Source organism: Streptomyces sp. NPDC015532 (assembly GCF_043078065.1).
GTDB lineage: Bacteria > Actinomycetota > Actinomycetes > Streptomycetales > Streptomycetaceae > Streptomyces.
On record NZ_JBIBSY010000002.1, the window covers coordinates 431,595 to 456,490 of the forward strand.

General features: G+C 68.0%; 23 protein-coding genes and 4 pseudogenes. 11 read left to right on the top strand and 16 right to left on the bottom strand.

The window, feature by feature from the left end:
* Positions 1-98 precede the first annotated feature (98 nt).
* A complete protein-coding gene (locus ACF07B_RS08370; RefSeq protein ID WP_369482426.1) occupies positions 99-242 on the bottom strand; it encodes a hypothetical protein in 144 nt (47 codons plus the stop codon).
* Between the two features lie 232 nt (positions 243-474).
* On the opposite strand from ACF07B_RS08370, the gene ACF07B_RS08375 reads away from it, so the two are divergent.
* On the top strand, positions 475-984 hold the full coding sequence (locus ACF07B_RS08375; RefSeq protein WP_392178267.1) for a hypothetical protein: 510 nt from the start codon (positions 475-477) through the stop codon (positions 982-984).
* 412 nt (positions 985-1,396) lie between these two features.
* Here ACF07B_RS08375 and ACF07B_RS08380 read toward each other — a convergent pair whose 3' ends face one another.
* Positions 1,397-1,732, bottom strand: coding sequence for a hypothetical protein (locus tag ACF07B_RS08380; RefSeq protein WP_392178268.1), 336 nt, complete (start codon positions 1,730-1,732; stop codon positions 1,397-1,399).
* A gap of 394 nt (positions 1,733-2,126) precedes the next feature.
* On the opposite strand from ACF07B_RS08380, the gene ACF07B_RS08385 reads away from it, so the two are divergent.
* Together ACF07B_RS08385 and ACF07B_RS08390 are read left to right on the top strand one after the other, a co-directional pair.
* The gene (locus ACF07B_RS08385) at positions 2,127-2,651 is read left to right on the top strand and encodes a hypothetical protein (RefSeq protein WP_392178269.1); all 525 of its coding nucleotides are present in this window, start codon (positions 2,127-2,129) and stop codon (positions 2,649-2,651) included.
* Positions 2,652-2,930: 279 nt separating this feature from the next.
* Positions 2,931-3,815, top strand: a complete 885-nt coding sequence (locus tag ACF07B_RS08390; RefSeq protein WP_392178270.1) for an alpha/beta fold hydrolase — start codon at positions 2,931-2,933, stop codon at positions 3,813-3,815.
* A gap of 4 nt (positions 3,816-3,819) precedes the next feature.
* Here ACF07B_RS08390 and ACF07B_RS08395 read toward each other — a convergent pair whose 3' ends face one another.
* The 6 genes and pseudogenes from ACF07B_RS08395 to ACF07B_RS08420 form a co-directional block, all read right to left on the bottom strand.
* Positions 3,820-4,275 (bottom strand): hypothetical protein, encoded by a 456-nt coding sequence (locus ACF07B_RS08395; protein ID WP_392178271.1) that lies wholly within the window; start codon positions 4,273-4,275, stop codon positions 3,820-3,822.
* Complete coding sequence (locus tag ACF07B_RS08400; RefSeq protein ID WP_392178737.1) at positions 4,272-5,489, bottom strand: sigma-70 family RNA polymerase sigma factor; 1,218 nt, start codon at positions 5,487-5,489, stop codon at positions 4,272-4,274. The genes ACF07B_RS08395 and ACF07B_RS08400 overlap by 4 nt, the downstream gene beginning before the upstream one ends.
* Positions 5,463-5,648: pseudogene (locus ACF07B_RS08405) on the bottom strand (recombinase family protein); the annotation flags it as partial. The pseudogene ACF07B_RS08405 and the gene ACF07B_RS08400, both read right to left, overlap by 27 nt.
* A 19-nt stretch (positions 5,649-5,667) precedes the next feature.
* Positions 5,668-5,847 carry a DUF1330 domain-containing protein gene (locus ACF07B_RS08410; RefSeq protein ID WP_392178768.1) on the bottom strand — a complete coding sequence of 60 codons (180 nt, stop codon included), beginning with the start codon at positions 5,845-5,847 and terminating at the stop codon, positions 5,668-5,670.
* A 781-nt stretch (positions 5,848-6,628) separates the two neighbouring features.
* A complete protein-coding gene (locus ACF07B_RS08415) occupies positions 6,629-7,105 on the bottom strand; it encodes an ATP-binding protein (RefSeq protein ID WP_392178272.1) in 477 nt (158 codons plus the stop codon).
* Between the two features lie 353 nt (positions 7,106-7,458).
* On the bottom strand, positions 7,459-7,662 hold the full coding sequence (locus ACF07B_RS08420; RefSeq protein ID WP_392178273.1) for a cold-shock protein: 204 nt from the start codon (positions 7,660-7,662) through the stop codon (positions 7,459-7,461).
* Positions 7,663-8,313: 651 nt separating this feature from the next.
* Between ACF07B_RS08420 and ACF07B_RS08425 the strand changes: the two are divergent.
* Positions 8,314-8,568 (top strand): annotated as a pseudogene (locus ACF07B_RS08425) (IS630 family transposase); the annotation flags it as partial.
* Positions 8,569-8,765: 197 nt separating this feature from the next.
* Here the strand turns inward: ACF07B_RS08425 and ACF07B_RS08430 are convergent.
* Positions 8,766-9,599, bottom strand: a complete 834-nt coding sequence (locus ACF07B_RS08430) for an alpha/beta fold hydrolase (protein ID WP_392178274.1) — start codon at positions 9,597-9,599, stop codon at positions 8,766-8,768.
* A 171-nt stretch (positions 9,600-9,770) separates the two neighbouring features.
* On the opposite strand from ACF07B_RS08430, the gene ACF07B_RS08435 reads away from it, so the two are divergent.
* Positions 9,771-10,214: a MarR family winged helix-turn-helix transcriptional regulator gene (locus tag ACF07B_RS08435; protein ID WP_392178738.1), complete on the top strand. Its 444-nt coding sequence runs from the start codon at positions 9,771-9,773 to the stop codon at positions 10,212-10,214.
* 272 nt (positions 10,215-10,486) lie between these two features.
* Here ACF07B_RS08435 and ACF07B_RS08440 read toward each other — a convergent pair whose 3' ends face one another.
* Complete coding sequence (locus tag ACF07B_RS08440; RefSeq protein ID WP_392178275.1) at positions 10,487-10,669, bottom strand: hypothetical protein; 183 nt, start codon at positions 10,667-10,669, stop codon at positions 10,487-10,489.
* 136 nt (positions 10,670-10,805) lie between these two features.
* Here ACF07B_RS08440 and ACF07B_RS08445 point away from each other — a divergent pair.
* Both ACF07B_RS08445 and ACF07B_RS08450 read left to right on the top strand, forming a co-directional pair.
* Positions 10,806-11,997: pseudogene (locus ACF07B_RS08445) on the top strand (PP2C family protein-serine/threonine phosphatase).
* 211 nt (positions 11,998-12,208) lie between these two features.
* On the top strand, positions 12,209-13,048 hold the full coding sequence (locus tag ACF07B_RS08450; RefSeq protein ID WP_392178276.1) for an RNA polymerase sigma factor SigF: 840 nt from the start codon (positions 12,209-12,211) through the stop codon (positions 13,046-13,048).
* A gap of 613 nt (positions 13,049-13,661) precedes the next feature.
* On the opposite strand, the gene ACF07B_RS08455 is transcribed toward ACF07B_RS08450, so the two are convergent.
* Positions 13,662-14,168 (bottom strand): TspO/MBR family protein, encoded by a 507-nt coding sequence (locus ACF07B_RS08455; RefSeq protein ID WP_392178277.1) that lies wholly within the window; start codon positions 14,166-14,168, stop codon positions 13,662-13,664.
* Positions 14,169-14,284: 116 nt separating this feature from the next.
* Here ACF07B_RS08455 and ACF07B_RS08460 point away from each other — a divergent pair.
* The 3 genes and pseudogenes from ACF07B_RS08460 to ACF07B_RS08470 form a co-directional block, all read left to right on the top strand.
* Positions 14,285-14,445 (top strand): annotated as a pseudogene (locus ACF07B_RS08460) (arginine deiminase); the annotation flags it as partial.
* A gap of 234 nt (positions 14,446-14,679) precedes the next feature.
* On the top strand, positions 14,680-15,879 hold the full coding sequence (locus ACF07B_RS08465) for an alkane 1-monooxygenase (RefSeq protein WP_392178278.1): 1,200 nt from the start codon (positions 14,680-14,682) through the stop codon (positions 15,877-15,879).
* Between the two features lie 466 nt (positions 15,880-16,345).
* Positions 16,346-17,080 (top strand): DUF4142 domain-containing protein, encoded by a 735-nt coding sequence (locus ACF07B_RS08470; RefSeq protein ID WP_392178279.1) that lies wholly within the window; start codon positions 16,346-16,348, stop codon positions 17,078-17,080.
* A gap of 771 nt (positions 17,081-17,851) precedes the next feature.
* On the opposite strand, the gene ACF07B_RS08475 is transcribed toward ACF07B_RS08470, so the two are convergent.
* Together ACF07B_RS08475 and ACF07B_RS08480 are read right to left on the bottom strand one after the other, a co-directional pair.
* On the bottom strand, positions 17,852-19,834 hold the full coding sequence (locus ACF07B_RS08475) for an amino acid transporter (protein WP_392178280.1): 1,983 nt from the start codon (positions 19,832-19,834) through the stop codon (positions 17,852-17,854).
* A gap of 990 nt (positions 19,835-20,824) precedes the next feature.
* Positions 20,825-21,241: a hypothetical protein gene (locus ACF07B_RS08480; protein ID WP_392178281.1), complete on the bottom strand. Its 417-nt coding sequence runs from the start codon at positions 21,239-21,241 to the stop codon at positions 20,825-20,827.
* A gap of 412 nt (positions 21,242-21,653) precedes the next feature.
* Here ACF07B_RS08480 and ACF07B_RS08485 point away from each other — a divergent pair, with 412 nt between their 5' ends.
* The gene (locus ACF07B_RS08485) at positions 21,654-22,388 is read left to right on the top strand and encodes a DUF6193 family natural product biosynthesis protein (RefSeq protein ID WP_392178282.1); all 735 of its coding nucleotides are present in this window, start codon (positions 21,654-21,656) and stop codon (positions 22,386-22,388) included.
* Here ACF07B_RS08485 and ACF07B_RS08490 read toward each other — a convergent pair.
* From ACF07B_RS08490 to dps, 3 genes are all read right to left on the bottom strand, one after another.
* Complete coding sequence (locus ACF07B_RS08490; RefSeq protein WP_392178283.1) at positions 22,343-22,576, bottom strand: hypothetical protein; 234 nt, start codon at positions 22,574-22,576, stop codon at positions 22,343-22,345. The two genes, ACF07B_RS08485 and ACF07B_RS08490, sit on opposite strands and share 46 nt — an antisense overlap.
* A 916-nt stretch (positions 22,577-23,492) precedes the next feature.
* On the bottom strand, positions 23,493-24,059 hold the full coding sequence (locus tag ACF07B_RS08495; protein ID WP_392178284.1) for a DJ-1/PfpI/YhbO family deglycase/protease: 567 nt from the start codon (positions 24,057-24,059) through the stop codon (positions 23,493-23,495).
* A gap of 208 nt (positions 24,060-24,267) precedes the next feature.
* Positions 24,268-24,828: a DNA starvation/stationary phase protection protein Dps gene (gene dps, locus ACF07B_RS08500; protein ID WP_392178285.1), complete on the bottom strand. Its 561-nt coding sequence runs from the start codon at positions 24,826-24,828 to the stop codon at positions 24,268-24,270.
* Positions 24,829-24,896 lie beyond the last annotated feature (68 nt).

The following is a 24,896-nucleotide window of genomic DNA, read 5'->3' on the forward strand; positions in this document are numbered from 1 at the left end:
GGTGACAGAAGGTGGGTGATGTCCCGTGCCACCGAGCCTGGACCGATTACCGTCGAAGAGGGACCGCCCCGCTCCAAAGCCGTCCGCCACGACCGTGGTCACCAGGTGGCGACCAGTGCCTCCAGGCCGTCCGGCGCTTTCAGCCCCCACTTGCCGAGCCGACCCGTCACCTCGGTGAACGCCTTGCCCTGCGCCCAGGACTGCACCTTTAGGGGCCAGGAAGCACCGTGACGGTTCTTCATCACTGGCCGGCCCTCGCGGCCGGAACGCTGAGACATGGGAAGGCGGGACAGTGCCAGCCACGTCAACGCTGACATCAACGAGCCCGGACGGCGTCGGACGGCAGCGCCCGGCGATGGCACCCGCGCACAGGTTGGACCGCAGCCACGCAGGCGCGGGATCGAACTCCTGAAGAATGCAGCGCAGTCCGACATGCAGCACAACCGGTGGGCCCCCTCAGCAGTCGTACGCGGCATGATCAATATGCGCACACGGCACGCTCTCGGAACCTCCACGCTCGTTTTGGCCCTGGCGTCACTGTCGCTCTCCTGCTCCGGCAGCCCCGGCACGACTTCGAGCGATGGGAAGTCGCCCGTCCCTGATATCCGCAAAGCGGCATCGGCCCCCGCGACCGAGGAGCCGCCCGCCCCGAGCACGGCAGAACCGACACCGGGAGTCGAGAAGGTCCGCAATGCGTTCGCTGGGCTTCAAGCCACCTATAACGACGGGTGCACTACCCCGGGGAACTGCGAGTACTTCCTTGGGCGGGTGCTCGATGAGCTCAGCAGCCTGGATGGAGCGATGAAGGCAGACCCCCAGGGCCTTGGACATTTCAAGGAACCTCTCGCATGGATCGCAAAACTGCGGACCGGACTGGGCGACGACAGTTCCTTCGAGAACCTCAAGAAGCACCAGGCCCTGCTCACCGGAACGCGGGACAAGATCAATGCTTGGATGCAGGGTCACCCAGAGGACTACCGATGATGTCAAGGCCCGGGGTGGGCTTCACAGGCACAACGTTCGGGGATCGGCGAAGGCAATGCTCGATCTCGACGCCTTCGTGACAACCGGGGTGAGCGACGACGTTCCGGTCTGCCCTGAGCGCGGCCTGCCCAAGCGGTCCGGTGGTCTCGTGATGCGCGAGCGGGAGGACGATGGCCGGCGGACCCGTCGGTCGCTGTGGAAGTGCGCCGACCGGCACGTCTGGTGGCGTGGGCCGACCGGCCGGACGGGCCATGGGAGGTCTGCCCGGTGCCGCAGCTGTTCCGCTGACATCCAGCGCTGACATCAACGACCACGAACAGCCGCGGCAGCCAGCACCCGGCAATGGCACCCGCGCACGAACTGGACCGCGGCCACGCAGGGGCGAACCGGAACTCCTAGAACGGTGCTGATCTCACCACCAGGACGAGGGCGTGATGCCGGCGGACTGGTCGAGGTGGAAAGCGGAGCCCGGACCCGTCGGAGTCCACCCCTCACGCAGGGCCGTGCGAACAGCCGCACCGACAGTGGACGGCAGCACAGGTTCAGCCTCGCGACCGATCCAGTTGCCCGGATGCGGCTGGTCGGTGGTGACCACGAGCGTCGTGCCGGGCGTGTCCGCGTGCTCGACCGCGAATGTACACGGCGACCAGACCAGGCCCTGGGGGTACGTCGGCCTGCCTCGCAGCCGCCAACGGTAGACCGTGCCGTCGACGACGATCCGCCGTGATCCCTTGCGGACCAACGCCATGACTCCCCCCTCCAACAGCGAGGATGCTAGCAAGCCTGGCCCCGCCGTCCGTCTCAGTTTCCGTCTCATTCAGCGCCGTTCACCGCCGTTCACCGCCGTTCACCGCCGTTCAGGCGAGGCCCAAGGCGGTATCCGCTCAAGCGACCGGGCGTCCATGAACGCAGGTGAACGGCGCTGGACCGGCCCAGTGTTCATCTCGAGACTCGGAAGTCGCCCGCGCGCCCAGGAGTCTGACGTTGAAGCCACGGTTCCGCCAATGCCATGCGAACGGACGGTCAACGACCCATGCCTGTATGGGGCCGATGGGGCGTGCGGTTTACCGAGGGGCGCGCGGTTGTACATAGTGAGTGTCCTGCGTCCGTCCCGGGCAGGCGCGTGCGGAGGGGGGCGAGCCGTGGTGCGCTACGTTCACCATCAGTTGGCGGCGATCGTTGAGGTGGGGGTCGCCATGGCCGTCACCGCCCCTGTGGTCTTCGGCGTGCGCGGGCTGCCAGAGGCCGAAAGCCGCAAGGCGGTTATTCTTGTGTGCATCTTAGGGGCCGGCGCGCTCTTCGGCCTGCTGGCGGTTTCAACCCGGTCGTACTGGCTGGGCGGCGAGAAGCGCGATTTCGAGAGCGCCGTCCCGCTGACCGACCCCGAGGCAATACTTCCCGCCCCGCGTGAGTCCATGCGCCGCAGCTTCGCCCCACCCTTCGTCGTCTTCGTCGCGCTGGGGTCCCTGGTTTTCGGCATGCTCTGGGATCCCTGGGCCATCGGTTGGGGGCTCTTCTTCGTACCGGAGCGGACCGTCAAGGGCGTGTACATGTTCTATTGGGAGCGGCGCCACGGCGTACTCCTGTGGTACGGCAAGGTTGAGGAACAACCCCTGGGCAAGGGTCAGTTCCTCTACTCCTCGCCGCGGATCGCGACGCCTGGCTGAGTTTGCTCTGCCCTGCCGGACCGCAGCTGAGCCTGCGGGGCCAACGGACCTGTCGGCACGTCAGGTGGAACTGGGCGGATCGGCCGACGATCCCTTGGAAATCTGTCCAGTGCCGGAGTTGTTCCGCTGAGGCAGCGGTGGACGACGGAAAAAGCTGGTCTCAGGTCTTGGTCGAGACCTGGACGGACGTGTGCACAAACGCGATGGAACCTTCGCGGGATCGTGCGCCTCCTGGCGGGGTGAACGCGACTTCTCGTAGCTGGCGAAGGGATCCCCCTCATGACCAACAGTGACCGCCCCATGCCCCCGCTGGAAGGGGCCGAGCACCGGTGGGTGACGGTCCGCGGGGCCCAGCTGCACATCGCCGAGTCCGGCAGCGGCGAGCCTGTCGTGCTGCTGCACGGTTTCCCGCAGCACTGGTACGCGTGGCGTGCGCTCGTCCCGCTGCTCGCCCACGACGGCTACCGGCTCATCTGCGTCGACTTGCGCGGCTTCGGCTGGTCGGAGCAGACCGAACGCGGTTACGACACGGACGGGCTCGGCGCCGACATCCTCGCGCTCCTTGACGCGCTCGGCCTCGACCGGGTGACCCTGGTCGGCCACAACTGGGGTGCCGGGGTGGGCTTCCGGCTTTGCCAGCGGGCCCCGGAACGGTTCCGTGCCTTCCTGGCGCTGAACATGGCGCACCCGTGGACGCGCCACCGTGACGTCCTACCGAATCTGTGGCGGATGTGGTTCACCGCCTTCATCGAGTACCCGGTGCTCGGACGGCTGGTCCTGCGGCACTGGCCGGCCTTCACCCGGTATCTGCTGCGACGCGCGGTCGCCGACCCGGCGGCGTGGCGGGACCCGGATCTCGCGGAATTCACCGGGGCGGCACAGGCCTCGGCCCATGCCGGGCAGGCGATGTTTTGGCAGTACGTCGTGCGGGACATCCCGGCGGGCTTCCGGGGTGCCCACCGCCGACGGCGGCTGACCGTCCCGACGCTGGTCCTGGGCGGCGAGCACGACCCGGTGATCCCACCAGCCCTGCTGCGCGGCGGCGATCCCAACGCGGACGACCTGACCGTACGGGTGGTGCCGGGTGCGGGGCACCATCTGCACGAGGAGCGGCCGGAGTTGGTGGCCGAAGCCCTGCGGAAACTCATCACCGAGGCAGGCTGAGGGGTCAACGCAGGGCGGCGCGGCGTTCCACCTCGCGGAAGAAGGCACGAGTGCGGCGCTCCCCGAGCAGGCGGCGGTACACACGCTGCACGAGGCCAAGGGCGGCGGGGCGCGCCGCGCCGCAGACGGCGAGCCGCGTCCCGGTGCCGTCCGGCGCGGCGGCCATTCCCATCATCACCAGCCGGGACTGCATCAGGCACCACCCAGGGCTCAGCCGTACATCGAACGGCCCGCGCAGGCCGAGTACGTCCACGGCCTGCGCCGCTTTACGTTCGCTGTCGCCGGGCGGAACTTTGAACTCCCGGACGAAGGAGATCAGATGGGGCAGCTCGCCCTCCAGGTCGGCGATGACCGCCCACACCTGGTCGAAGGGCAGAGCGATCCGGGCCTCGGCGTACAGGGGGGCGCGCAGTCCAGCGGCCAGTACGCGCAGCCGGGCGACCGTATCGGGTGCCTTCACCGTGTCCACGCCTTCCGGAAGGAGGAACGAGCCCTGTTCAGCCGTGACTTCACGGTACCCTCGGCTATGCCGAGCAGCTCGGCCATCGTCCGCTCGTCCAGGCCCTCCAAATCCCGCAGTACCAGTACGGTGCGGTGCTGGACGGGCAGCCGGGCAAGCAAGTCCCTTACCTCCACAGTCAGTTCGCCTCCAACTCCGGGCAGTAGATCCCGGAGCCGGGCAACCTCCTCGGGGGCTGCGGGCGTCTCTCTCGCGGTGCGCCGCGCCACCCGGATGGCCTCCCGCACGGTGACCGCACGCACCCAGCCGTAGAACGCCTGCGGATCGTGCAGACCGCGCAACCCCCGGAACACCGCGAGAAGGGATTCCTGCACGGCGTCCGCGGTGTCGTCCGGGGCGATCGGGGTGGACAGCCGGGTGACATACGGCGTCACCAGCTTCAGCAGGTCGTCCATGGCGAGGGCGTCGCCGCTCTGTGCGGCCCGAACGAGCGGCGCCGCCGCGTCCCAGGGCCGCACGCCGTCATCCATCGCCGCACACCGTACCGCAACCTCCTCCGGGCTGTGCCGGGCGAGCCCCTCGTTCGTCTGCTGCCTGCCGGCTACAGCACGATGTACTCGCGGAGCTTTCCGCGTGTGCGGGCGGGGGTCGCCGTTGCGGAGGCCGAGGGTGGGCAGCTGCTCGGCGATCTGGAGATCGTCCAGGGGCTTGCGGCTGACGGGCACATCGGCGTAGCCGCCGTCGTCCTCACGCCACTTGGACAGCTCGGGGTCGACGGACCGTACGCGGGCGACGGTGCCGGCGGCGACGTAGACGATGGCCTTGACGCGGGAGCGGCGGGCGGGGGCGATGGCACACCATCTGCGGTCGCCTTCGACTTGCACATCGTCGTCGCGTCCGGTCTCGCCCAGGCGCCGGTTGCTGGTGTCGGTCTTGGTCTTGAGGTTGCGGTAGACGACCAGGACGCAGTCGCGGCCCTCATGCTGTGCGGTGAGGTGTCGGTACATGGTGAACCGGGAGACGTGGAACGTGTCGGCGATCTCCTCGACAGTGTGCTCGCCACTGTCGTACAGCTTCTGTGCCTGGTCGAGCTGGCGCTGGTTGAGCTTGGGGCGCCGGCCGCCGACCCGGCCACGGGCACGAGCGGCAGCAAGGCCGTCGTAGGTGTTGGAGACGATCAGCTCACGCTGGAGTTCGGCGAGAACGGCCGGCATCCCGAACATGGCGCGGCCCTCCATGATCTCGATATCGATGCCCTGCTCGATCACGTGCAGACCCACTCGCTGGGTGCGGAGGTCGGCGCCGAGGTTGATCAGGTGCTGGACCGAGCGGGAGAGCCGGTCCAGCCGCGTGATCTTCAGCATGTCGCCCTCGCCGAGCCAGGCGAGGAGTTCATCGAGCCGGGTACGCGACGCCTTCGACGATGCGGAAGTCGCGCTCGACGCCGTCGGAGAGGGCGCCCAGCGCCTCCTGGTAGGCCGCACTCCCGTGCGCCGCGACGGCCTGCTCGAAGCTGGGCGCCCCGAAAATCGTGTCGAAGCCCTTCGCGCTGCGCACGATCATCTCGAACAACCACCACCATTCGGGGCCGATCTCAGAAGACCTGTCCGCAGGTATGAGCATCGCGGCGGAGCAGGCCCGGATCGGCTTCGAGGACGAGGCGTTGACTCCGCCGCGCGCCAAGCTCAGCGAAGTCCGAGTGCAGAGTGGGCTCTCCCCCGATGAACTGCACCGCCGTCGTTCCCAGAACGGCCGCCTCGTCGATGATCCGGCGCCAGTCCCGAGCCGTCCTGCGGCCGTGACCGCGTGCCGGCCCGGCCTGGGCGTAGCAGTGCGAGGGACAGGTGAGCTGGCACCGGGGCGGTGACCTCCAGCGACAGGAACCGCAGCGTGGTGGGGACCTCTGCAGTGGTCGTCATGACGCGATCGTAGGCGCCGGAGGGGGCAACTCGTCTGGTTTTGGCACTACTTGATGCGATGGGGCGCGGCGGGACGAGCATCAGCCGGACAGTGATCCGGCAGCGACGATACGGGCGCCTTCCACCTCTCCGGCCTCGATCAACGCCAGGAGGCGCTGCGCCTTGTTCGGCCGTATTCCCGTGGCTTCCAGGAGGCCGGACACTCGACGCCGAGCGCTTGCAGCCGCCTCGTCATGCGCAACGGTCAGCGGTAACGCAGGCCGCTCAGCCTGAGCCCTCGCCCTCCTGAAAGGCGTCCTCACTCGGGCGCCGACGAAGGTCGGGGGCCGTCCCCGCCCACGCTGCCCGGCTCAGCCCGGCTCGCCGTGCTGCTCGCGCTTGGGTGCCGCCTGGCTCGCCCGGCAAAGACCACCCAGGCACTGGGCCTTGCAGCCTCACAAGGCCTGGTGGCCGACCGCGTCGCCGTCCGGGTCGTCGGCGAGTACGACGGCCGCGGTGATCCGCTTGCCCACCGGCTCCCGATGGACACAGAAGGTCTGGCACACCGCCATCACGAGCTCCAGGCCGTGCTGACCGATCCGCTCCGGGTCCGGTGCCGGCACCGACGGCAGCGTGATGCTGCTGTCCCACACACTCACCTGAACGGCACCGTCCTCGACCTGAAGCGTCAGCAGACAGGGGCCGGGGGCGTATTTGCGGGCATTGGTCACCAGCTCACTCACCACCAGCTGCACCATGCCCATCGCACGCGCCGACACCGGCAGCCCATGTACAGCCTGAAGCGACGTAAGGAAGTCACGGGCCATGTCACGGGCCTCAGCTATCTCGGCACTGCCCTCGAACGCGGCGGAGACAGCTATCGGAGCATCCCTGAGCGGCCCCTGGCCCTCATTTTGGGCAGCAGGATCCACGGATTCGCCTCACTTCCGAAGCACAGGGACTTACCCACCTCAGCTACCCCAAAGCCCCGACTCCATCCAGGCAAGATCGCCGCACCTCCGGTAGGTACGACATACCACCCCAAACCGACTGCAGAAAACAGTCGATGGTGCGGAGTCCGGGTACCGCGTCGACCCGCCGCGTGGATCAGAGAATCGAGACGCCAGACTCGATAGACGAGTCAGGGCCGCGCGGCTGCTGCGCGGCCCTGACCGCGCCTCCGGCATCCTGGCGACGCGCAGGACAAGTGGAGACGTCCGTTGGCCATTGTCGGACGGTACGGGTTGCCGGGGCAGCCGAGCACGGTCCCCGCCGGCGGGTACCGTCAGGCGGGGTTGATGTTCTCGGCCTGCGGGCCCTTCTGGCCCTGGGTGACGTCGAACGTCACGAGCTGGCCCTCCTGCAGCTCACGGAAGCCGGAGGAGTTGATCGCGGAGTAGTGCGCGAAGACATCCGGGCCGCCCCCGTCCTGGGCGATGAAGCCGAAGCCCTTCTCCGCGTTGAACCACTTCACAGTTCCCGTAGCCATGTCTCATGCCTTCCAGTCGATGAACGCCTCCCCCGAATGGGGAAGGCGGAGGTGATCGCCCTGGTCCCTGCGGCACAGCACAGCAAAACGCCCACACCAAAGGCGTGGGCAAAAGGGGAACTCCGAACCACGACAGCTGACGCAAACGCTACACGCCCACACGTCCCGTCACCAGAGGAAATGATCACGCCGCACCCCAAGACCCCGATGGCGCTTGGCCCCTCCGTTTCTTCCCTCTGGGATCAATCACTTGCCTACTGCTGGTATTGCCTTCCTGCGTAGTGCTGGTGGTGCGAACTACTCTGTGGCCTGTGACAGCGCCACTCTCCGGCAGCCAGGCCCGTCGCCCGTCCTGCGTCTGATCTGGCTTGGAACCCCACTGCCGAACCTCCCGGGGCGCGCGCCCGCAGCCGACGCCTTCACCGAGGTACCACTCACTGACTTCACTGCTGGGTCCTGCGAACTGCACTTACCGGTACCGCCACCGCATCAACTGCGGCCCTGGTCACGGCGGCCCCTGATCACGGCGGGCCACGCGGTCCGGTCGCCAGTCCCGTCGCCGTCCTGCAACCACCCTGGCTTAGAAACTCCACCACCGCACCGCCCAACACACTGCAACTACGGGTACTGCTGCCCGGCAGTTCGTGTCTGCGGATCTGGCGGCAGTTCCAGCTCAAGCCGCACCTGGCGGACACCTTCAAGCTGTCGACGGACCCGTTGTTCGTGGAGAAGGTCTACGACGTCGTCGGCCTCTATTTCAACCCGCCCGAGGGGGCGGTGGTGCTGTCGGTGGACGAGAAGTCGCAGATCCAGGCGCTGGACCGGTCCCAGCCGGTGCTGCCGATAATGCCGGGCTTGCCCGAGCGGCGCACTCCCGACTACGTCCGCAACGGCCTGACCACCTTGGCACTGGGCGGCATCATCGGCGGCCTGCTCCTGCAGCGGGTCGGCGCGTCACCGCCGACGCCGTCGCCGCGGCAGGGCTCGGAGTCTTCAGCCTGGCCGTGATCGCCATCGCGCGACACCATGCCTTCGCGCTGACCGACCAGGGCACACCGTGACATGCGCGAACGCATCACCGTCCGTGGCTCGGGAGGACAGCCCTACCTCGGCTGGGCGGGAGCACTCACGGCACCGGCGTGTGCGTCGATGTGCGCGTCCAGCGCGGCGAATGTCGCTTCGGGGCGCTCGATGTGCGGCAGATGGCCGGCTTCGGCGATCGGCTCGTAGCGCCCTCGGGCGAACGCCCGCGCGTAGGCCCGCCCGTACGCGGGCGTGACGATGCGGTCGCTCTCACCCCACACCACGAGGGCTGGGATCCGCACCCGTGCGAGCCGATTCAGGAGCTTCGGGTCGTGCATGTACGGGTCGCCGGCCAGGAGGCGGAGAGTGGCCATGTTGGCCTGCTGGACCGCGATCCGCTCCTCGGTGAGGGTGGCCGGGTCCACCGCGAATCGGGCCGGGTCGTGGAACGAGTACGCGGCGATCTCGTCCGGCCGGAGCCCGAAGATCTCGCGGACCGGCTCTCCCGGGACGGCCACGCCCGCGGCGTTGACCAGAACCAGGGAGCTGATCACGGAGCCGTCGTCGCGGAAGGCCATCTCGGCCGCGGTCCAGCCGCCGAGCGACGAGCCGACGACGAGGACGTCGCGGTGGCCCTCGTCCCTGAGCCAGTGCAGATAGGCGATCGCCAGGTCGTCGACGCCGTTGAACCAGCCGGGGCGCTCGGTACCGTTCCAGCCCGGGTGGGTGGGAACGACGCATCGCATGCCGTGCCGGCCGGCCAGATGCGCGGCGACGCCCTGGACGGTGGCCGGCCCGCCACCGCCGTGCAGGACGAGTGCGAGGCGGCCGTCGGCGGGTCCGGCTTCGGTGAGGGTGAGGGGAAGGTCGGGGCGTGGGTGGACGGTACGGGTTCGCGTCTCGGTTTCGGTCATGCACCCCACGGTATCTACGCATACGTATATACGCAACCTTAGATTTTGGATTACGATGCGCCCATGACCACGAACCATGAGGAACCCGGAGTCCGAGGCACGGGCGACAAGGCCGGGAGCCGGACGTCTGCCGACCCCGGCACCGCGTCCGACCTCGCCGCTCCGCCCGCCGTGGAACCGGACTCGTCCGCCGTTCCCGTCGATCTCGAAGAGCTGGGGCGCGCCGTGAAGGAAGCGCAGTACCGGCACCACCGCGCGCTCGACACCCGCCTCTCGGCGGTCGGCACGACGCTGGCGCAGTGGGACGCGCTGCGGGCCATCTCCCGTACGCCCGGAGCATCCGCACACGAGCTGGCTGTCGCCACCTTCCAGGGCGACCAGTCCTTCGGCACACTGGCTTCCCGGCTCGCGGCCCAGCACCTCATCGAGCGCCGTCCCGGTCGGGGCCGGCGTATCGAGCACCATCTGACGGAGACCGGCGAGCACGTCTTGAGGGCGGGGCGCGCCGTCGCACGCGATGTCCTCGCCGCATCCTTCGACCCGCTGGACGAAAGCGAACGGGCCACGCTGCTCGGGCTGTTGCGCCGTATCGGCGTTCCGAGTGAGGGTCTCTAGGATCAGCGACCAGGAAGCCCCCGCGGCTCGCGAGAGCCGGCCTTCCGACTCGGGCCTGCGCCCTCGAACAGAGCTGGGAACCGGCCCTCGGGCAGCGGTGGGTCCGATGACAGCGGTAAGGGTGACATCCCCGGCAGCACCTCCCTGCGGCCGCGCCGGTTCTTTGAACCGCGGGGGCGGCCACACTTCGGCCTGGGTGTGGTCATCGCGGAGCAGCGGCGCGGCGGATGCGAGGCCGCTTGGTGGTGTCGCTGCCTCGTGAAGGGCGTGGGTCAGGCGGTGGCCCAGGCGCGAAGCTGCGCCGCGATCTCCTGCACGCCGGCGCCCTTGTGCTTGGCGCGCATGACGACGGCGAGGGCGTCCTCGGGCTCGTAGCGCATGGCCTTCTCGTTCGTGCTCAGGAACGTCTCGGCGACCAGCCAGGCGAAGAACTCAGAAGATCGTCGAGTTTCCACGGCGGAACCATCTCCGTCGACCCCACTACCGAGACGGCGCCCGCATCACCTTCACCCACCCTCGCCGACGAACCCCCAAGACCGTGGGCCCTTCGACCATGCCGGAAGCGAGCCGCGCCGACACGGACGCAGCACTGTGACCGCGCCCGCCCCAGGCACTCCCAGCGGACCCTCACCAGAGCCGGCGTACCGCATCCTGCTCATCGAGGACGACCAGGCGGACGCCCTGCTGGTCGAGGAGCTCCTCAACGACACGGGACTGCGGTTCGAGCTGACCGCGATGACCACCCTCGCCGAAGCCCGAACCCAGCTCGCCGATCACGCGATCGACTGCATCCTGCTCGACCTCCACCTGCCCGACGGGTCCGGCACCGAGACCATCGCCGCCGTCCGGGAACTCGCCCCGCACACCGCCGTGATCGTCTTCACCGGCCTGTCCGAGACGCAGGCCGGGGCCGAGGCGATGGCCGCCGGTGCCCAGGACTACCTCGTCAAAGGCAAGGTCGAAGCCGACCTGCTGCGCCGGACCGTCCGCTACGCCGTCTACCGCAGCCAGACCGAGCACGCGACCGCCGAGGCCCAGAAGGCCCGCCTGCACGCCGAGGAGAACGCCCGCCTGGAACGGGGCCTGCTGCCGCAGCCCATCCTGGGCACCTCCACGGTCACGGTGACGACCCGCTACCTGCCCGGCGCCGAAAGAGCACTGCTCGGGGGAGACTTCCTCGATGTCGTCGAAAACGACGACGGCCTCCTGCACGCCGTGGTCGGCGACGTCAGCGGACACGGCTCGGACGCCGCCGCGGTCGGCGTCTGCCTCCGCATCGCCTGGCGCTCCCTCGTCCTCGGCGGACATCACGGCCCCGACCTCCTGCACCTCATGGAACGCATCCTGATCGCCGAACGCGGCCCCCAGCCCCTGTTCGCCACCTGCACCCTGCTCACGCCTGACCAGAACGCCGCCACCGCCACCCTCCACCTGGCCGGCCACCTTGCCCCCCGTCACCACCACCGAAGGCACCCGGGAACTGGTCGCCTCACGCGGAACGGCCCTGGGTATCGCCCCGAAGCTCGGTACCTGGCCTGCCACAGTGGTCCTGCTGCCGGCCGCCGGCGCCCTGACCCTCTACACCGACGGCCTCACCGAAGGACACGACGGCTCGAACCCCGATCGGTTCGGCGTCGCAGGACTCCTCGCACTGATCCGCGACCTGCCGCCTACAGACCCGGCCGACCATGTCGACCGCCTCATCAAAGAGACCCAGGCACTCAATGCCGGCCGTCACACCGACGACCTCGCCGTACTGCGCCTCGACTGGGACAACCGGTAGGCACTGATCCCGCCCCTTTATCCGGCAGCGTTCCGGTACAGGCCCGGCGGTCGCGGCAAGCGGGGCGGGGGATCGTGACGTCTCGTCCCCCGCCAGGCCCGGCTTCTCGAATCACCCGGCATGTATTTCCGAAGCGTGGGTACACGCCCCGTCGCCGGTTTCCAGCAGCCGGCGGTACGAGGGGTGGACACGCACCGGGGAGGGGTCTGAGATGACGGTGACCGAGGCGACAGAGGCACGAACGGCGGCGCTGCCGGAGATTGCGGACCCTTCGCAGGTCGCGCCGAGGGATGCCCGGCAGTTGTCGAGGCTGTTCTTCGACCGGCTCGCCGTCCTGGAAGAGGGTACGCCCGAGCACCAGTACGCGCGCAACACCCTCATCGAAATGAACATCACCCTCGTCCGCTTCGCCGCCGCGCGTTTTCGCAGCCGCAGCCAGGACGAGATGGAGGACATCGTCCAGGTCGGCACCATCGGACTGATCAAGGCCATCGACCGGTTCGAACTCACCCGCGGAGTCGAGTTCACCTCCTTCGCCGTCCCCTACATCACCGGTGAGATCAAGCGCTTCTTCCGCGACACCTCGTGGGCCGTTCACGTGCCCCGACGCCTGCAGGAAGCCCGCGTCCACCTCGCCAAAGCCACCGAGGAGCTCCGCGGCCGGCTCGGCCGTACCCCTACCGTCAAGGAACTCTCCGACCTGATGTCGCTGAGTGAGGAGGAGGTCAACGAAGCACGGCTCGCTTCCAACGGCTACACCTCTTCCTCCCTCGACGCCGCCGTCAGCTCCAGCGAGGACGGTGAAGCCGCGCTGGCCGACTTCATCGGCAGCGACGACCACGCTCTCGAACTCGTCGAGGACTTCAACTCCCTGGCCCCCCTGATCGCCCAGCTCGACGACCGGGAACGGCGCATCATCCACATGCGGTTCGTCGAGGAGCTCACTCAGGCCCAGATCGGCGAGCACCTCGGCGTCTCGCAGATGCACGTCTCCCGCCTGCTCAACCGCACCCTCGCCAAACTCCGCGACGGCCTGCTGACCACCACCTGACCGCGCCCAGGCGGGGTGCGGGCCCGGCGGCCGGGGCGACGGCGGCATCGCGCGGAGGATCAGTGCGGGCCGGTACACGCCGGCGAGGAGCCGAGCCCAGCGGGGCCGAAGCGCTGTTTGACGAGACAAAGGCGGAGCGAGGCCCCGGCCAAGCGGTCCCAGCCGTCCTGGCGGGGAGAGTACGAACCGGGCTGTGAGGACAAGCGTCGAAGAGAACGACTGCCTTTCGCTTCCACGCGCTGCTCGCCGCAGTCGGGCGGGACGCGGCTGACGCCATTCATACGTTCGCACCGGCGGCGGGGGTGAGGTGGTCGTAGACGTTCACCAGATCGGTGGGACCCTCCTTGGTGGTGCTGGTGAGGGCCACGATCGTGAAGGTGGTCCGGCAGACCATCTTTCAGCCCGGCCAGCGACTGGGCAGGCAAGCGACCCCGGTGTTCGTCCACGCCACGGGGAGCAGGCGACGGCGATTCCACGCCACAGCAACGCATGAGGAGGAACAGGAAAACGCCCTATGCGCCTACCGCGACCTGGCGCACCAAAAATTGGGAGATTGATCTCTGGCGTTATATCCCTCTATGACCGCCTCCACGTCGCCGAGCTCATGAGTTCTTCAGGAGGGGTTGAGGCGGAGAATGGAGCTGTTCAAAGCGGTGGCGAAGACACACCATGTGGCGTAGGGCAGGAGGGCGCGCGCTGCCGTGGGGTCCGCACGTGCGGTGCGGTACAACAGCTCAGCGTTGCTCATATTCAGCAAGGCAGTACCAAGCAGGCCTGCCTTTGGACTGCGGCGGCCGAAGAACAGCCAGTTCCACCCCGCGTTCAGTGTGAGGTTCGCGGCCAGGCTCGCGGCGAGCCGGAGCCGGACGCGGCCCCCGGCGCGGTTCAAAGCGCGGCCGCCGGCCCAGGCAATCGATGCGTACAGCGGCGTCCACACGGCGCCGAACGCCCACGACGGCGGCTGCCACGACGGCTTGTCCAGCGCCCGATACCAAGCGCTGTCGGCATCCACCGCCCTAGCTCCCGCCGCCGCCGTGGCGGTGACTGCCCCAGCGGTGAGTGCATAGGTATGCCACCCACCGCGAGCAATGGTTTTCCCCACCCGAGCATGGATCAACATGATTTCCGCGTACCCCTCTGGAGTCGGAATATATGCCCGTCATGGCCGGAATTATGATTAATCGTCTGATTGCCGCTGATGGATGACGGGTCGGTCCCACAAGGTCCTGGCGCAGACCCGGACTCGCCCACCGGCGTCTGACACCGACCACTTCGACGAGCTGCTCTTCGACGACGTGAGGCGGGCGGAGAACGCCCAGCGCGACCAAGCCGACTTCGTCAGCAAGGCCACCCCTCGGAGTGTCGAAGTCGGTGAGCTCCACGACTCTCGGGTACAGACCGGGGTAGCGGGCGTTGCAGGTGGCGCGCATCGAGGAGAAGAGGCCCTCCGGAGAGAATCCGGAAGCCAAGGACAGGCTCCCCGAGCACCGTTTCTTAAATGACGCATCGTCAGAATATTTACACTGGGCAGCCTTTGTCGTCGGAGGATGGCGGTGGCACTCTCATGCGCAGCGCTTCCGCCGGCATCCCGGGCGGGACCGGCGGAAGCGCGCACCGATGAAGGAGTCCTCGTGGCAGAACAACTCCCGGACGACGACGCGCTCCGTTGGCGAGATCCGAAGCGCTATCTCTGGCTTCTGGCACTGGCCGTGCCCACCCTCCCCTTTCAGGCAGGGTTCCTGGCCCAAGCGACCGGGCTCGGCCTCTTCTGGTGGTGGGGCCCCTTCTTCGCCTTCGTACTCATCCCCGCCTTCGACCACATCACCGGCACGGACAGCGGCAATCCGCCCGAGGCGGTGATGAAGCGGCTGGAAGCTGACCGCTACTACCGTTGGTGCACCTACCTCTACCTGCCCGTGCAGTTCGGCGCCCTTGTATGGGCGTGCAGCGTATGGTCCCGCGGCGGACTGTCCCACTTTGGAAGCCTGGGGCTGGCCGCGACCACCGGGGTCGTGGCCGGGGTGGCCATCAATACCGCACACGAACTCGGGCACAAGCGTGAGCAGCTGGAACGCCGGCTGAGCCGCATGGCACTAGCCCAGAGTTGGTACGGCCACTTCTACGTCGAGCACAACCACGGACACCACATACGGGTGGCCACTCCCGAAGACCCGGCCAGCTCACGCATGGGAGAGAACTTCTGGCATTTCCTGCCGCGCACGGTACTGGGCAGCCTCCGCTCGGCATGGCTCCTGGAGCGGCGCAGGCTGAACCGGCGCGGGCGTGCGCTCTGGAGCCGGCACAACGACATCCTGACCGCCTGGTCGATCTCGGCAGCCCTCTTCGGTGTGCTCACCGCAACGTTCGGCTGGACGGTGCTGCCCTACTTGGCCCTCCAGGCCGTCTTGGGCTTCTGCCTCCTTGAGACGGTCAACTACCTCGAGCACTACGGCCTTTTGCGTCGGCGCCGCCCGGACGGACGCTACGAGCGGGTGACCCCGCGGCACAGTTGGAACAGCAACAACACGATCAGCAACCTGCTCCTGTTCCAGCTCCAGCGTCACTCGGACCACCACGCCAATCCGTTGCGCCGCTACCAGACTCTGCGCCACTACGAGGAGGCGCCTCAACTGCCCTCCGGATACGCCACCATGATCGTCCTAGCGTGGTTTCCTCCCCTGTGGCGACGCGTCATGGACCCGAGACTGCTCGCCCACCACGCAGGTGACATTGGACGTGCCAACCTGCATCCGGCGGCGCGCGAAAGACTGACGGCGGCGTACCCGCTCGGACCCGTCGACGATGTCACCCCGCCGCAGACCCGACCGTAGTCCCCAACCATGGCTACCTCTTCTGCGGCCCCGGATCACGTCCATCCGGGGCCGCAACTGAATGACCCCTGATGCCTTGGGCTGGCCAAAGTGCCAAGGAAAGGCCCTACCAGGAACTCCTGGGCAAGAGCCACCTGGACCACTACCAGCACGTGCAGAGGGCCACCGCCCCCTGCGGCGCGGCCCGTCCCTCGACAAACCGCCGTCAGTGGGGAGGACTACTGGCCGCCTCTGGGGAGAACTACATGGCCGTTGACACCAGTTCGCCAGCAGGCTCGATGCCTGTGCCGCACCGCTGCCGGACTAGCCAGGCTCGCCCTGTGCGCCGCCTATGAACTCTTCGGCCGGTCCGCTGAGTGCGAGTGGCTCGCCGTGCGTACTCCTGTTCGTCCGCTCCGACCAGGCGGCGACAGATCGGCGAAGAAGCCGACGGGCAGGAGGAACGGTGCAGCGTTCGAGCAATGTGATGGGAACACTCTTTGTGGGCGGCGCTCTAACGCTGACACTCGCCGCCCTCGCCTACCCGGCGATGCTCGGCCTGGACACGGTGACGACCTCGAACGACCGGATCATCGCCAATACGCAGTGGGGACCGCTGACAGAAGCCGAGCGGGACTTCGTGGTCAAGGTGCGCGCGGCCGGCCTGTGGGAGCACCCGCTCGGCCTGATCGGCCTGCAGAAGGGACAGAGCCCAGCCGTCAAGACCGCGAGCCAGCACCTCGTGGACGGGCATGCCGCCCTGGACACCAGTTGCCGCAAGATCGCGCCGATGCTGAACATCACGCTGCCCAACGTGGCGAGCCCTCAGCAGGAAGGTTTTGTCACCCAGCTGAAGTCGGAGTCAGGGCGGCAGTTCGACACCGACTTCGCCAACATCCTGCGGATGACCCACGGTTCGATCTTCAACGCGATCGCCAAGATCCGCTCGACCACCAAGAATACCCTGATCCGCGCCTTGGCCGATCAGGCGAACAACACGGTCCTCGACCACATCACCGTGATGGAGAAGACCGGCCTCGTCGACTTCGACACCACCGTCTTCAACCAGACCACCCCACCCAAACTTCCCAAGTCCGACATGACACCACCGCCGCCGGCACCCGGGCAGCCCCAGGTCGTCCTCAACCCGCCGCCCAACCCGACCTCCACACCGGTGGACCTGAGCGCCGCCCTGAACGGCACGACGACCAACGGCGGGTAGCCCCGCCCGGCGGTGACCCGGCCGCGTTGAAGTCCTGCCGCGTCGATCAGCCGGTACGCCATCGTGCGCAGGGTGTCGTCGTGTGCGAAGGCTTACGGCTCGCGCTCACCGTGTCCGGCAGGGTGCGCGGGGTCGACAGGGCGGGGGCCGGTACCTCGGGCCCGGTCGGCCACCTGCCGTCCGACCCGGCCGCCCGAGAAGCGCTGGACGGTTGCGACGGGATCGTGGCGAGCAGGCCAATGCCGTGGACGCCGTAGCCGCGCAGGGCCTGGGCCTGGCGGGGCCGATGCCGGGGAGGGTCTCGACTGGAAGCGGGCCGAGCCAGTCCGTGACCTGCTCGGGGCGATGGCGAGGACGCCGTCGGCCCGGCCCCCGCGCTGGAGCCGAGCCGCGCGCCGGGCACGGTGAGCGTCGCTTCCATGAGCGATACCGTCAATGGACAGCGCCACGCACAAACAGTCCCTCCGTCATGCGCGACAGCTGAGGGCCCGGCCCGCTCTGCCGCGGGCCCTTACCGAAGCCCGGCCCCGCCACGCTCTCGCGGGCCTGGGCTCCTTGCCGTGAGGACAGTCGCTACCGCTCCTTGCGCGCAGCTTGCCCGAGGGGGCCCTGCCGGTCTTCGGGTCGAGCACGACGGAGCGTCCGTCAGCGTCTTGCAGGTACCCGTACCGTTGGCCACCGGGCACACGGTGGCCGCGTTGGTGAAGGTGGTGGGGGTCCAAGCCGCCTCCGTGCTGGTGCCGGGCGGCATCAGGACATACGGTCGACTGCTCAGCCGCCGACGTGGATGCCGGGGCGGCGTTCAGGGTCGGGTTCGTTGCTGCGGATGATTTCCCGGGTGACGGGAGCGGTGTCGCCGCGGCCCAGCAGGAAGTATCGGAACATGTGCCGCAAGGGACTTCCTTCGGCCCACGCGAAGTAGCAGTGCGGCTGAACCCCGGTGGCGTTGCGCAGAGCGAGCAGGATCGCTGCAATGGCGTTCGGAGCGGCCGGGGCCTCGGCCCGGAGGATTCGGTACCCGTCCACCTCGACACCCTGGACGCTGAGGGTTTCACTGAAGTCGGACGGATCGACCACGTCGATTTCCAGGAACAGCACGTCGGCAGGGCCGGGCACGGGGTTGGTGCCGCGCTGCTCCCGCTCCTTATGGGCGTACTCGGCGCTGTCGCCGGCCTCTCGTCGGTTGGCGATAATGTTGATGGCGTTGTCGTGCGCGAGGGTGTCGGTGATGAACCGACGGGCTTCGTCGTCGAACACGATCCGGTCGGCGCGCAGTTCAGTGGTGCGTGAGACCCGGGAGATCAGCGACACGGCGATGATCCCGGCGATGAACATGCCCGAGATGGCGATGCCGTCGGGCTTGTCGACGATGTTGGCCATCAGCGCGTAGAACAGGACGGCGGTGAGGAGCGCGAATCCCGTACCGGCCACGCGCCGACGGCTGCGGACGACCGAAACCGTGACGGCGAACGCTCCGGAGACCATCATGGCCAGGATGCCGGTGGCGTACGCACCGGCCTGGGCATTGACATCGGCGCCGAACGCGATGGTGATGACGATGCAGAGAGCGGTGTAGACGATCACGACGGGGCGCACCGCGCGTCCCCATTCCGGGGCCATGCCGTAGTCGGGCAGATATCTGGGCACGATGTTGATCAGCCCCGCCATCGCGGACGCGCCCGCGAACCACAGGATCAGTATGGTGCTGATGTCGTAGGCGGTGCCGAACACCTCGCCGGCCTTCTCGTGCGCCAGCCAGGCCAGCGCCCGGCCGTTCGCCTGGCCGCCGGGCTCGAACTCCTTGTGCGGAATGAGGACAGTGGTCACGAAACTCGCGGCCAGCAGATAGACGCTCATGACGAGTGCGGCGGTGGTCAACAGCCGCCGGGTGTTACGGATCCGCGACTGCTTCTGCTGCTCGGCATCGCCGCCTTCGGCGGATATGAGGGGCATCATGCTCACGCCCGTCTCAAAGCCGGAAAGGCCCAGCACCAGCAAGGGAAACGCCAGGAGCGCGGGCCCTGCCAAACCTCCGAGACCGCCTCCGCCGTGGCCGAGGGCGTGGGTCCACGCCGAAAGGGCGCCAGGCGTGGTGAAGACGTCCACCAGACCGACGCCGATGACAGCCGCATTGAGCGCCAGGAAGACCACGACCAAGGGGATGGCCACCTTGACCGCTTCGCTGAACCCGAGCAGGAACACTCCGCCGAGCACCATCAGCAGCGCCACAGTGAGAGCAACCTCGTGACCGTGCAGCGCATGGGGGAAGTAGGGGTTCTCCACCACGTGCACGGAGGCGTCCGCTGTGGACAGCGTGATCGTGATGATCCACGAAGTGGCGACAAAACCGAGCAGGACCAGGACGAACAGCTTGCCCCGCCAGAACGGCAGCAGGTCCTCCAGCATCGCCACCGACCCTGCTCCGTGGGGGCTCTCACGAGTCACCCGTCGATACATCGGCAGCATCCCCACCAGGGTCAGCGCCACGATCAACAGCGTCGCCAAGGGCGAGACCGCTCCTGCCGCGAGGGCGGCGATCGCCGGGACGTAGGCCAGGCTGGAGAAGTAGTCGACCCCGGTCAGGCACATCACCTTCCACCAGGCGTGCTGCTCGGTGTGTCCCTCGCCTGCCGCTGGTCCGATCGGTTGCACCCGGTGATGCAGCAGCCATAGCGCAAAGCGTCCGGTCGGCTGGGCCCGTAGAGCGGGACTTTCCACCTCTGCCGGTATGACCGGTTCGTTCGCGACCTTCATGTCCCCCATCAGTCCTTCCAGTTCGTGCCCTCGGTGCACCCGTCCCAGTTCACGTCACGGACAGGCGAGCAACGAGTATGCGGCCCGCCGACGGTGTCACGACCACCGGGGCGGCATTGCCGGCCCTGGCGATGGCGCCCTTGTTCCCCGTGCCCAGCTCACTACCCGCCCGGTCGGGCAGTGCCGGCAACAGCGGAAACAGCGTGATGGCCCAAGGGTTGGCGCAGGGAGACACGTCAACGATGGTTGGCGGGTGATCGCCGGCAGGGGGCGCAGTCCGTCAAGGGCACCGAGACCGTCTCCAAGCCAGTCACGGCTTCGGCACGGGGAAGAAGGATCAAACGGACGCAACAGAATCGGCGCTGTCGGCCTCGGCGGCCTTGCGGGGCCTCCAGCGCGACCGCGTCCGCGGTCATGGCACCAGCCCGCAGGGCGGTCGCGATCCCGGAGACCACGTGGTCGTGGGGCATGTGACGGTGCAGCAGCAAGACATCGATCAGCGCCCGGGTGCCCTCCGCGTCGCCATCCGCCTTGCAAGCCGCCTGCCACCAGGCGTCGTGGACCGGGGTGAACTTGCCCGCCGAGGGGGCCTGGTCCAGGGCGGTGGCCCGGACAGCGCGCCGGCCTTGCGGACCAGCGCCTCCAGATAGTGGTCCAGCTCCAGGCGGCAGGCGCCCTTGGAGCTGATGCGCCCCCAGGTTGCGCTGGCCGTCCTGCTCACCCTTGTCCCGTGCCACGAGGCTCACCGGCCGGCGAATGGACAGGGCTTCGGTCGTAGCCACGTGCCAAACCGCAGGCGGGCACGCTCCCGCTGGGCAGCGCCGTCAGATCGGGTAGGCGTCCGCTTCAACGTGGCACGAAGCAACCCCCAGGCGGGCGCGACGTGGCCACAACGGCATGGAGACGGCGTGTGTCCTTGCAGGTCGCCGTGGACAGCGCGGCGGCAGCCCGCAATTCAACGTGACGCCGACGGTCGCGCCCCGGCCGGGCCTATTCCTTCGGCTGGGTGTTACTCCGCCGCTCCTGTGAACGAGGGTGCCAGCGCTTGTTCGGGTGTGAGACCGAAGCCGATGTCGGTGCCGAAGACTGCCATGGCGAGGCCTGGAACATCGGGGGCGGTGTGATGGGGTTGGGGCTTTTAGTGGACACCCCCTGGATCGCCGTCTGACGCGAGGGCGAGTACATGACGGTGGATTCGCAGCCGGCGAAACTGCCTTCCCCGCCGATGAACCCGCCGGACTCAACGAATCCCAGTCCGCACCGCCACTTGCCGGGCCCGTTGTAGTTCCCCGCGAAGACGAACGGGATCGGGTCCTTGGTCGCCTCCGCCCAGACCTCTGGCTTGAGCAGCTCACCGGTCGCCAGGGCGCGGGACCAGCGTCGCATGTCCGCGAGCGTGGAGACCATGCCACCGTGCGCTCACAGGCACGACGCCGGAAGGGCTGTCGCATCATCGGAGACGGTGGGGGCCCGCGTGGGGCCCACATCGCCCAGCCCGTACCCGTGGGTGAAGGGCTTGGTGAGGCCGTTGCCGATGTTGGGAGCAGGGTGCGGTGGAGTCCGAGCGGTCGGGCGATGCACTACCCCGCTCAAGACGGGTAACCCTCAGAGGGCTGTTCGCGAGTGATTGTCCGTTTCGAGGCTGGGATTGGGTAGGGCAGCCTGGTCGAGAGCGAGGATGGCAGGCTACGGACGGCCGTTGGCAACAAGCGGGCTGTCCTCGCCGAGAGTGAGGGGTTGCCGCGGTGTGTACTGGTGCCACAGCGGCACTCGGAACCGAGCTGCGTCACGGGTCGAGACTGCGGCACAATCTTCCTTCATGGCCGCCTCCCGTGATCCAGCCGTCCTATATCCCGACATCGCAACTGAAGGCAGCCTCGCTGCGGCACTCCAGGCCGCAGCGGACAAGGACGGCCTCGCCGTTTCGTTCGAGGCCTCCGAATCCAGTCCGCTGCTTCATGCCTCGGTCGTGAGCATGGTTCCGCATCGGACGGTCCTGGCTATCAGTGCCTGGGCGGTCGAGCGCCGTTGGTCGATCCGCGGCTGCGAGCCGTTCCAGGACATGGCGCTCGTAGAAGGCAACACGCAGGACCTCGCTCAGGTTGCTCGTGCCGCGCAGGCCTGGTGCGACGGGGTAGAGCTGGCCGAGATCCGCTGCGCCGCGCCGTTCGTGCACCTCACCGGGCGCTTCGAGGTACCCGACAACGATCCGGAGCGACTGGCCGAGTCCGAGTGGCAGCATCTGCGCACAGAGGCCGACGAGATGGACTGGCCGGAATACCGGGCACTCATCGAGGCCGCATACTCCGAACCGACGCTGCGGGGGCTCTACCCGTTCACCAGCCACTGGACGCTGCGATTCTCCACCAGCACTCGCCCGCGCCTCACTATCGTCCCGCTGTGCCTGGATGCGTATCGGCAGAAGCCCTACACCCTCAGCACCCACTACATGGGAGAGGTCCTCGCCGAGGCCACGACAGCGGAGGAGGCCGTGTCGATGGCCCTGCGTCATCTGCCCTCCGACTTTGTCGCCGTCACGCCCGGGGCGGACTGAACCGGCCGGGCTCGGCCTCGGACAGGATGCCGCGGGTCGACGAGTCGCTTGAGCTTGTGCCGCGTGCTCTCGATGTTCTTCGGGATGATGTCCAGGTCCAGGTCCAGGGCTTGGCACAGGTCGCGGGCCCGCATCGGCTGCCGCATCTCGGCGAACGCGGCCAGGATCTCCCGCCTGCTCAACCTCACTTTCACCAAACTGCGCGACAGCATGCTCACCACCGACGGACCACACCCGCCCACAGCGCACCGGCGGCGTGCCCCGCCCTCGAAGGTTGGCGAACGCCGCCGGTTCTACAAGGCGGTGGCCGTCAGGCTCTACCTGACGGCGGATGGGTCAGCGGCGCCAGCCCACGTCGGAGGCACAGTAGACAGGCGCGGCGAACTGGTCCTCCATCCGCTTGGAGTTGCCTTACGGCCGAAGGAAGAACAGCGGCGCCGTCGGCTCATCCCGTGCATCGGCTTCAGTCACGCTGCTCTGGTAGCACGGCCGGAATTGGACAGAGATACCCACCCGCGGCAGCCGATCCGCACTCCGTCCTTGGCGGACACGGTGGACGGGCGGCGCTGAGCGTCGTGTCTGTCGATTGCGGACCTTGTTGAACAGGACATCGCGTACCCTCTCCCGTTTCGCGCCGGACTCGAGTGTCACCTCGAATCCGGGGCCACAGCTTTGGCGATCTCCGCGCCAGGCTAAGTTCCGCAGCCCTCGCGAGCGGCGGTACCGGACTGCTTTCCCGCAACACCGCGTCCACATCGCCGCACTGTTGTGATAGGCCGAGATGGTCAGCGGCGGGGGCGCCCCTGCTCGGGGTCGTCGTCGGGAGTGCTCCATCCTTCGCCGCGCTGTGCGGGATCAGCCAAGACTCGGCGGGCCTGTTCGGCCCCCGGGCCCGGGGGTGGATACCTTGCGCTGGGCAGCACGCCGACCGCCGACCACAAACGCCGCGATGAGGACGGCGACCACAGCGACACCCGCCGCCGTTAGCCAAAGGGCACCGGCGGAGGAAACGGCCAACATGGTCTGCGCTTCGTCGATCATCTGTGCCGTGTACCCCACATTGACACAGACCACCCTATCGACCGCACTTCAATGCCCCTACGCTCAGGAGCCGACCAAGGCTTTGTTGACGGCGCCAAGGAAATCATCGAGATCCTTCGGCGTCCGGGACGTGACCAGGGTGTAGCCGTTCGCGCTGTCGCTCACGACAGCTTCGTCAACCCAGGCCTTGGCACCTGCGTTGCGGGCATCGGTACGCACTGAGGGATAGGAGGTCAGGGTCTTGCCGTTCAAGACGTCGGCTTCCACCAGGGCCCAGGGTCCGTGGCAGATCGCAGCGATCGGGCGACCCGACGCAGCAAACGCCCTGATCGTCTCGAGAACCTTGGGCTGCAGGCGGAGTTGGTCGGCGTTGATGGTACCGCCAGGGATCAGCAGCAGCTGGTGTGCGCCGGGATCGAGTGTCTCGAGCGTGGTGGTGGGCTCCACCGTCTCGCCGGGGTCCCGGTCGCCCACCAGCGTCTGGATGGGGTCGGGGGTCACGGCTGCGATGGTGACGTCCGCGCCGTCCTCCTGTAGTCGGCGGACCGGTACCAGCAACTCGTCCTGCTCGACTCCGTAGTTGGTGACGAGTACCAACACCCGGTGACCGTTGAGTGGCTTGTCGGACATGATCGGTCGCCTTTCCCTCGTCCCGAAGTCCGCGTGGCGTGGCTCAGTTGTCGCGCGCCACATCGCTCATGGCGTCCTGACGCTCCTGGAACCCGGCCTGCACCGTAGGCGTGTCCGCGGAGCGCGATCGCGCGTGGGGAGGCGCTCGCGTGAGGGCTGTGACGAGCTGATCCGGTCGCACCCATCCACACCGCCCCTGCTGTCGATGTCACCGGTCAATGGCCTGCTTGGCGGCTTGCTTCTCGGTGGTGGCGCCGACCGTGGCGAGGGCCCCGCCCGCGGTCTCCAAGTGCGCCCGTACGAACCACTGGAACTGCTCCAGGTCACGCAGTTGCTCGATCAGGAGGTCTTCGGTGGCCGGGTCGATGTCCCCCACTGTCTTGATCGCGGCGCGCAGAGCCTCGATCACTCCGGTGTACACGAGGTCGAGCGCGCCAAGATGGGCGATGGCGTCGGCACGGCCCACGCTGTAGTCCTTCCAGGAGCGCTCTTCAACCAGCGCGCCCGGAGTGCCGTGGGCGACGCCCCCCAGGGCAGCCAGACGCTCGGCGACGTCATCAGACATGTCGCGGACACGGTCGACCTGCGGGTCGAGCATTTCGTGCACGGCGATGAAGTGCGGGCCCACCACATTCCAGTGCACATGCTTGAGCGTCAGGTGGAGATCATTGAGGGCATGCAGACGCTGCTGAAGCACCTCGATGAGCAAGCCGGCGTCCTGCACCGTGAGGCCCGGGACGGTGTAGCGGGGGGTGGCTTGGGAAGCCATAGCTATCTCTCCTGATCTCGTATGGTTTGCCCCCTCCTGGTACCCGTGATGGGGGGACACAACCACAG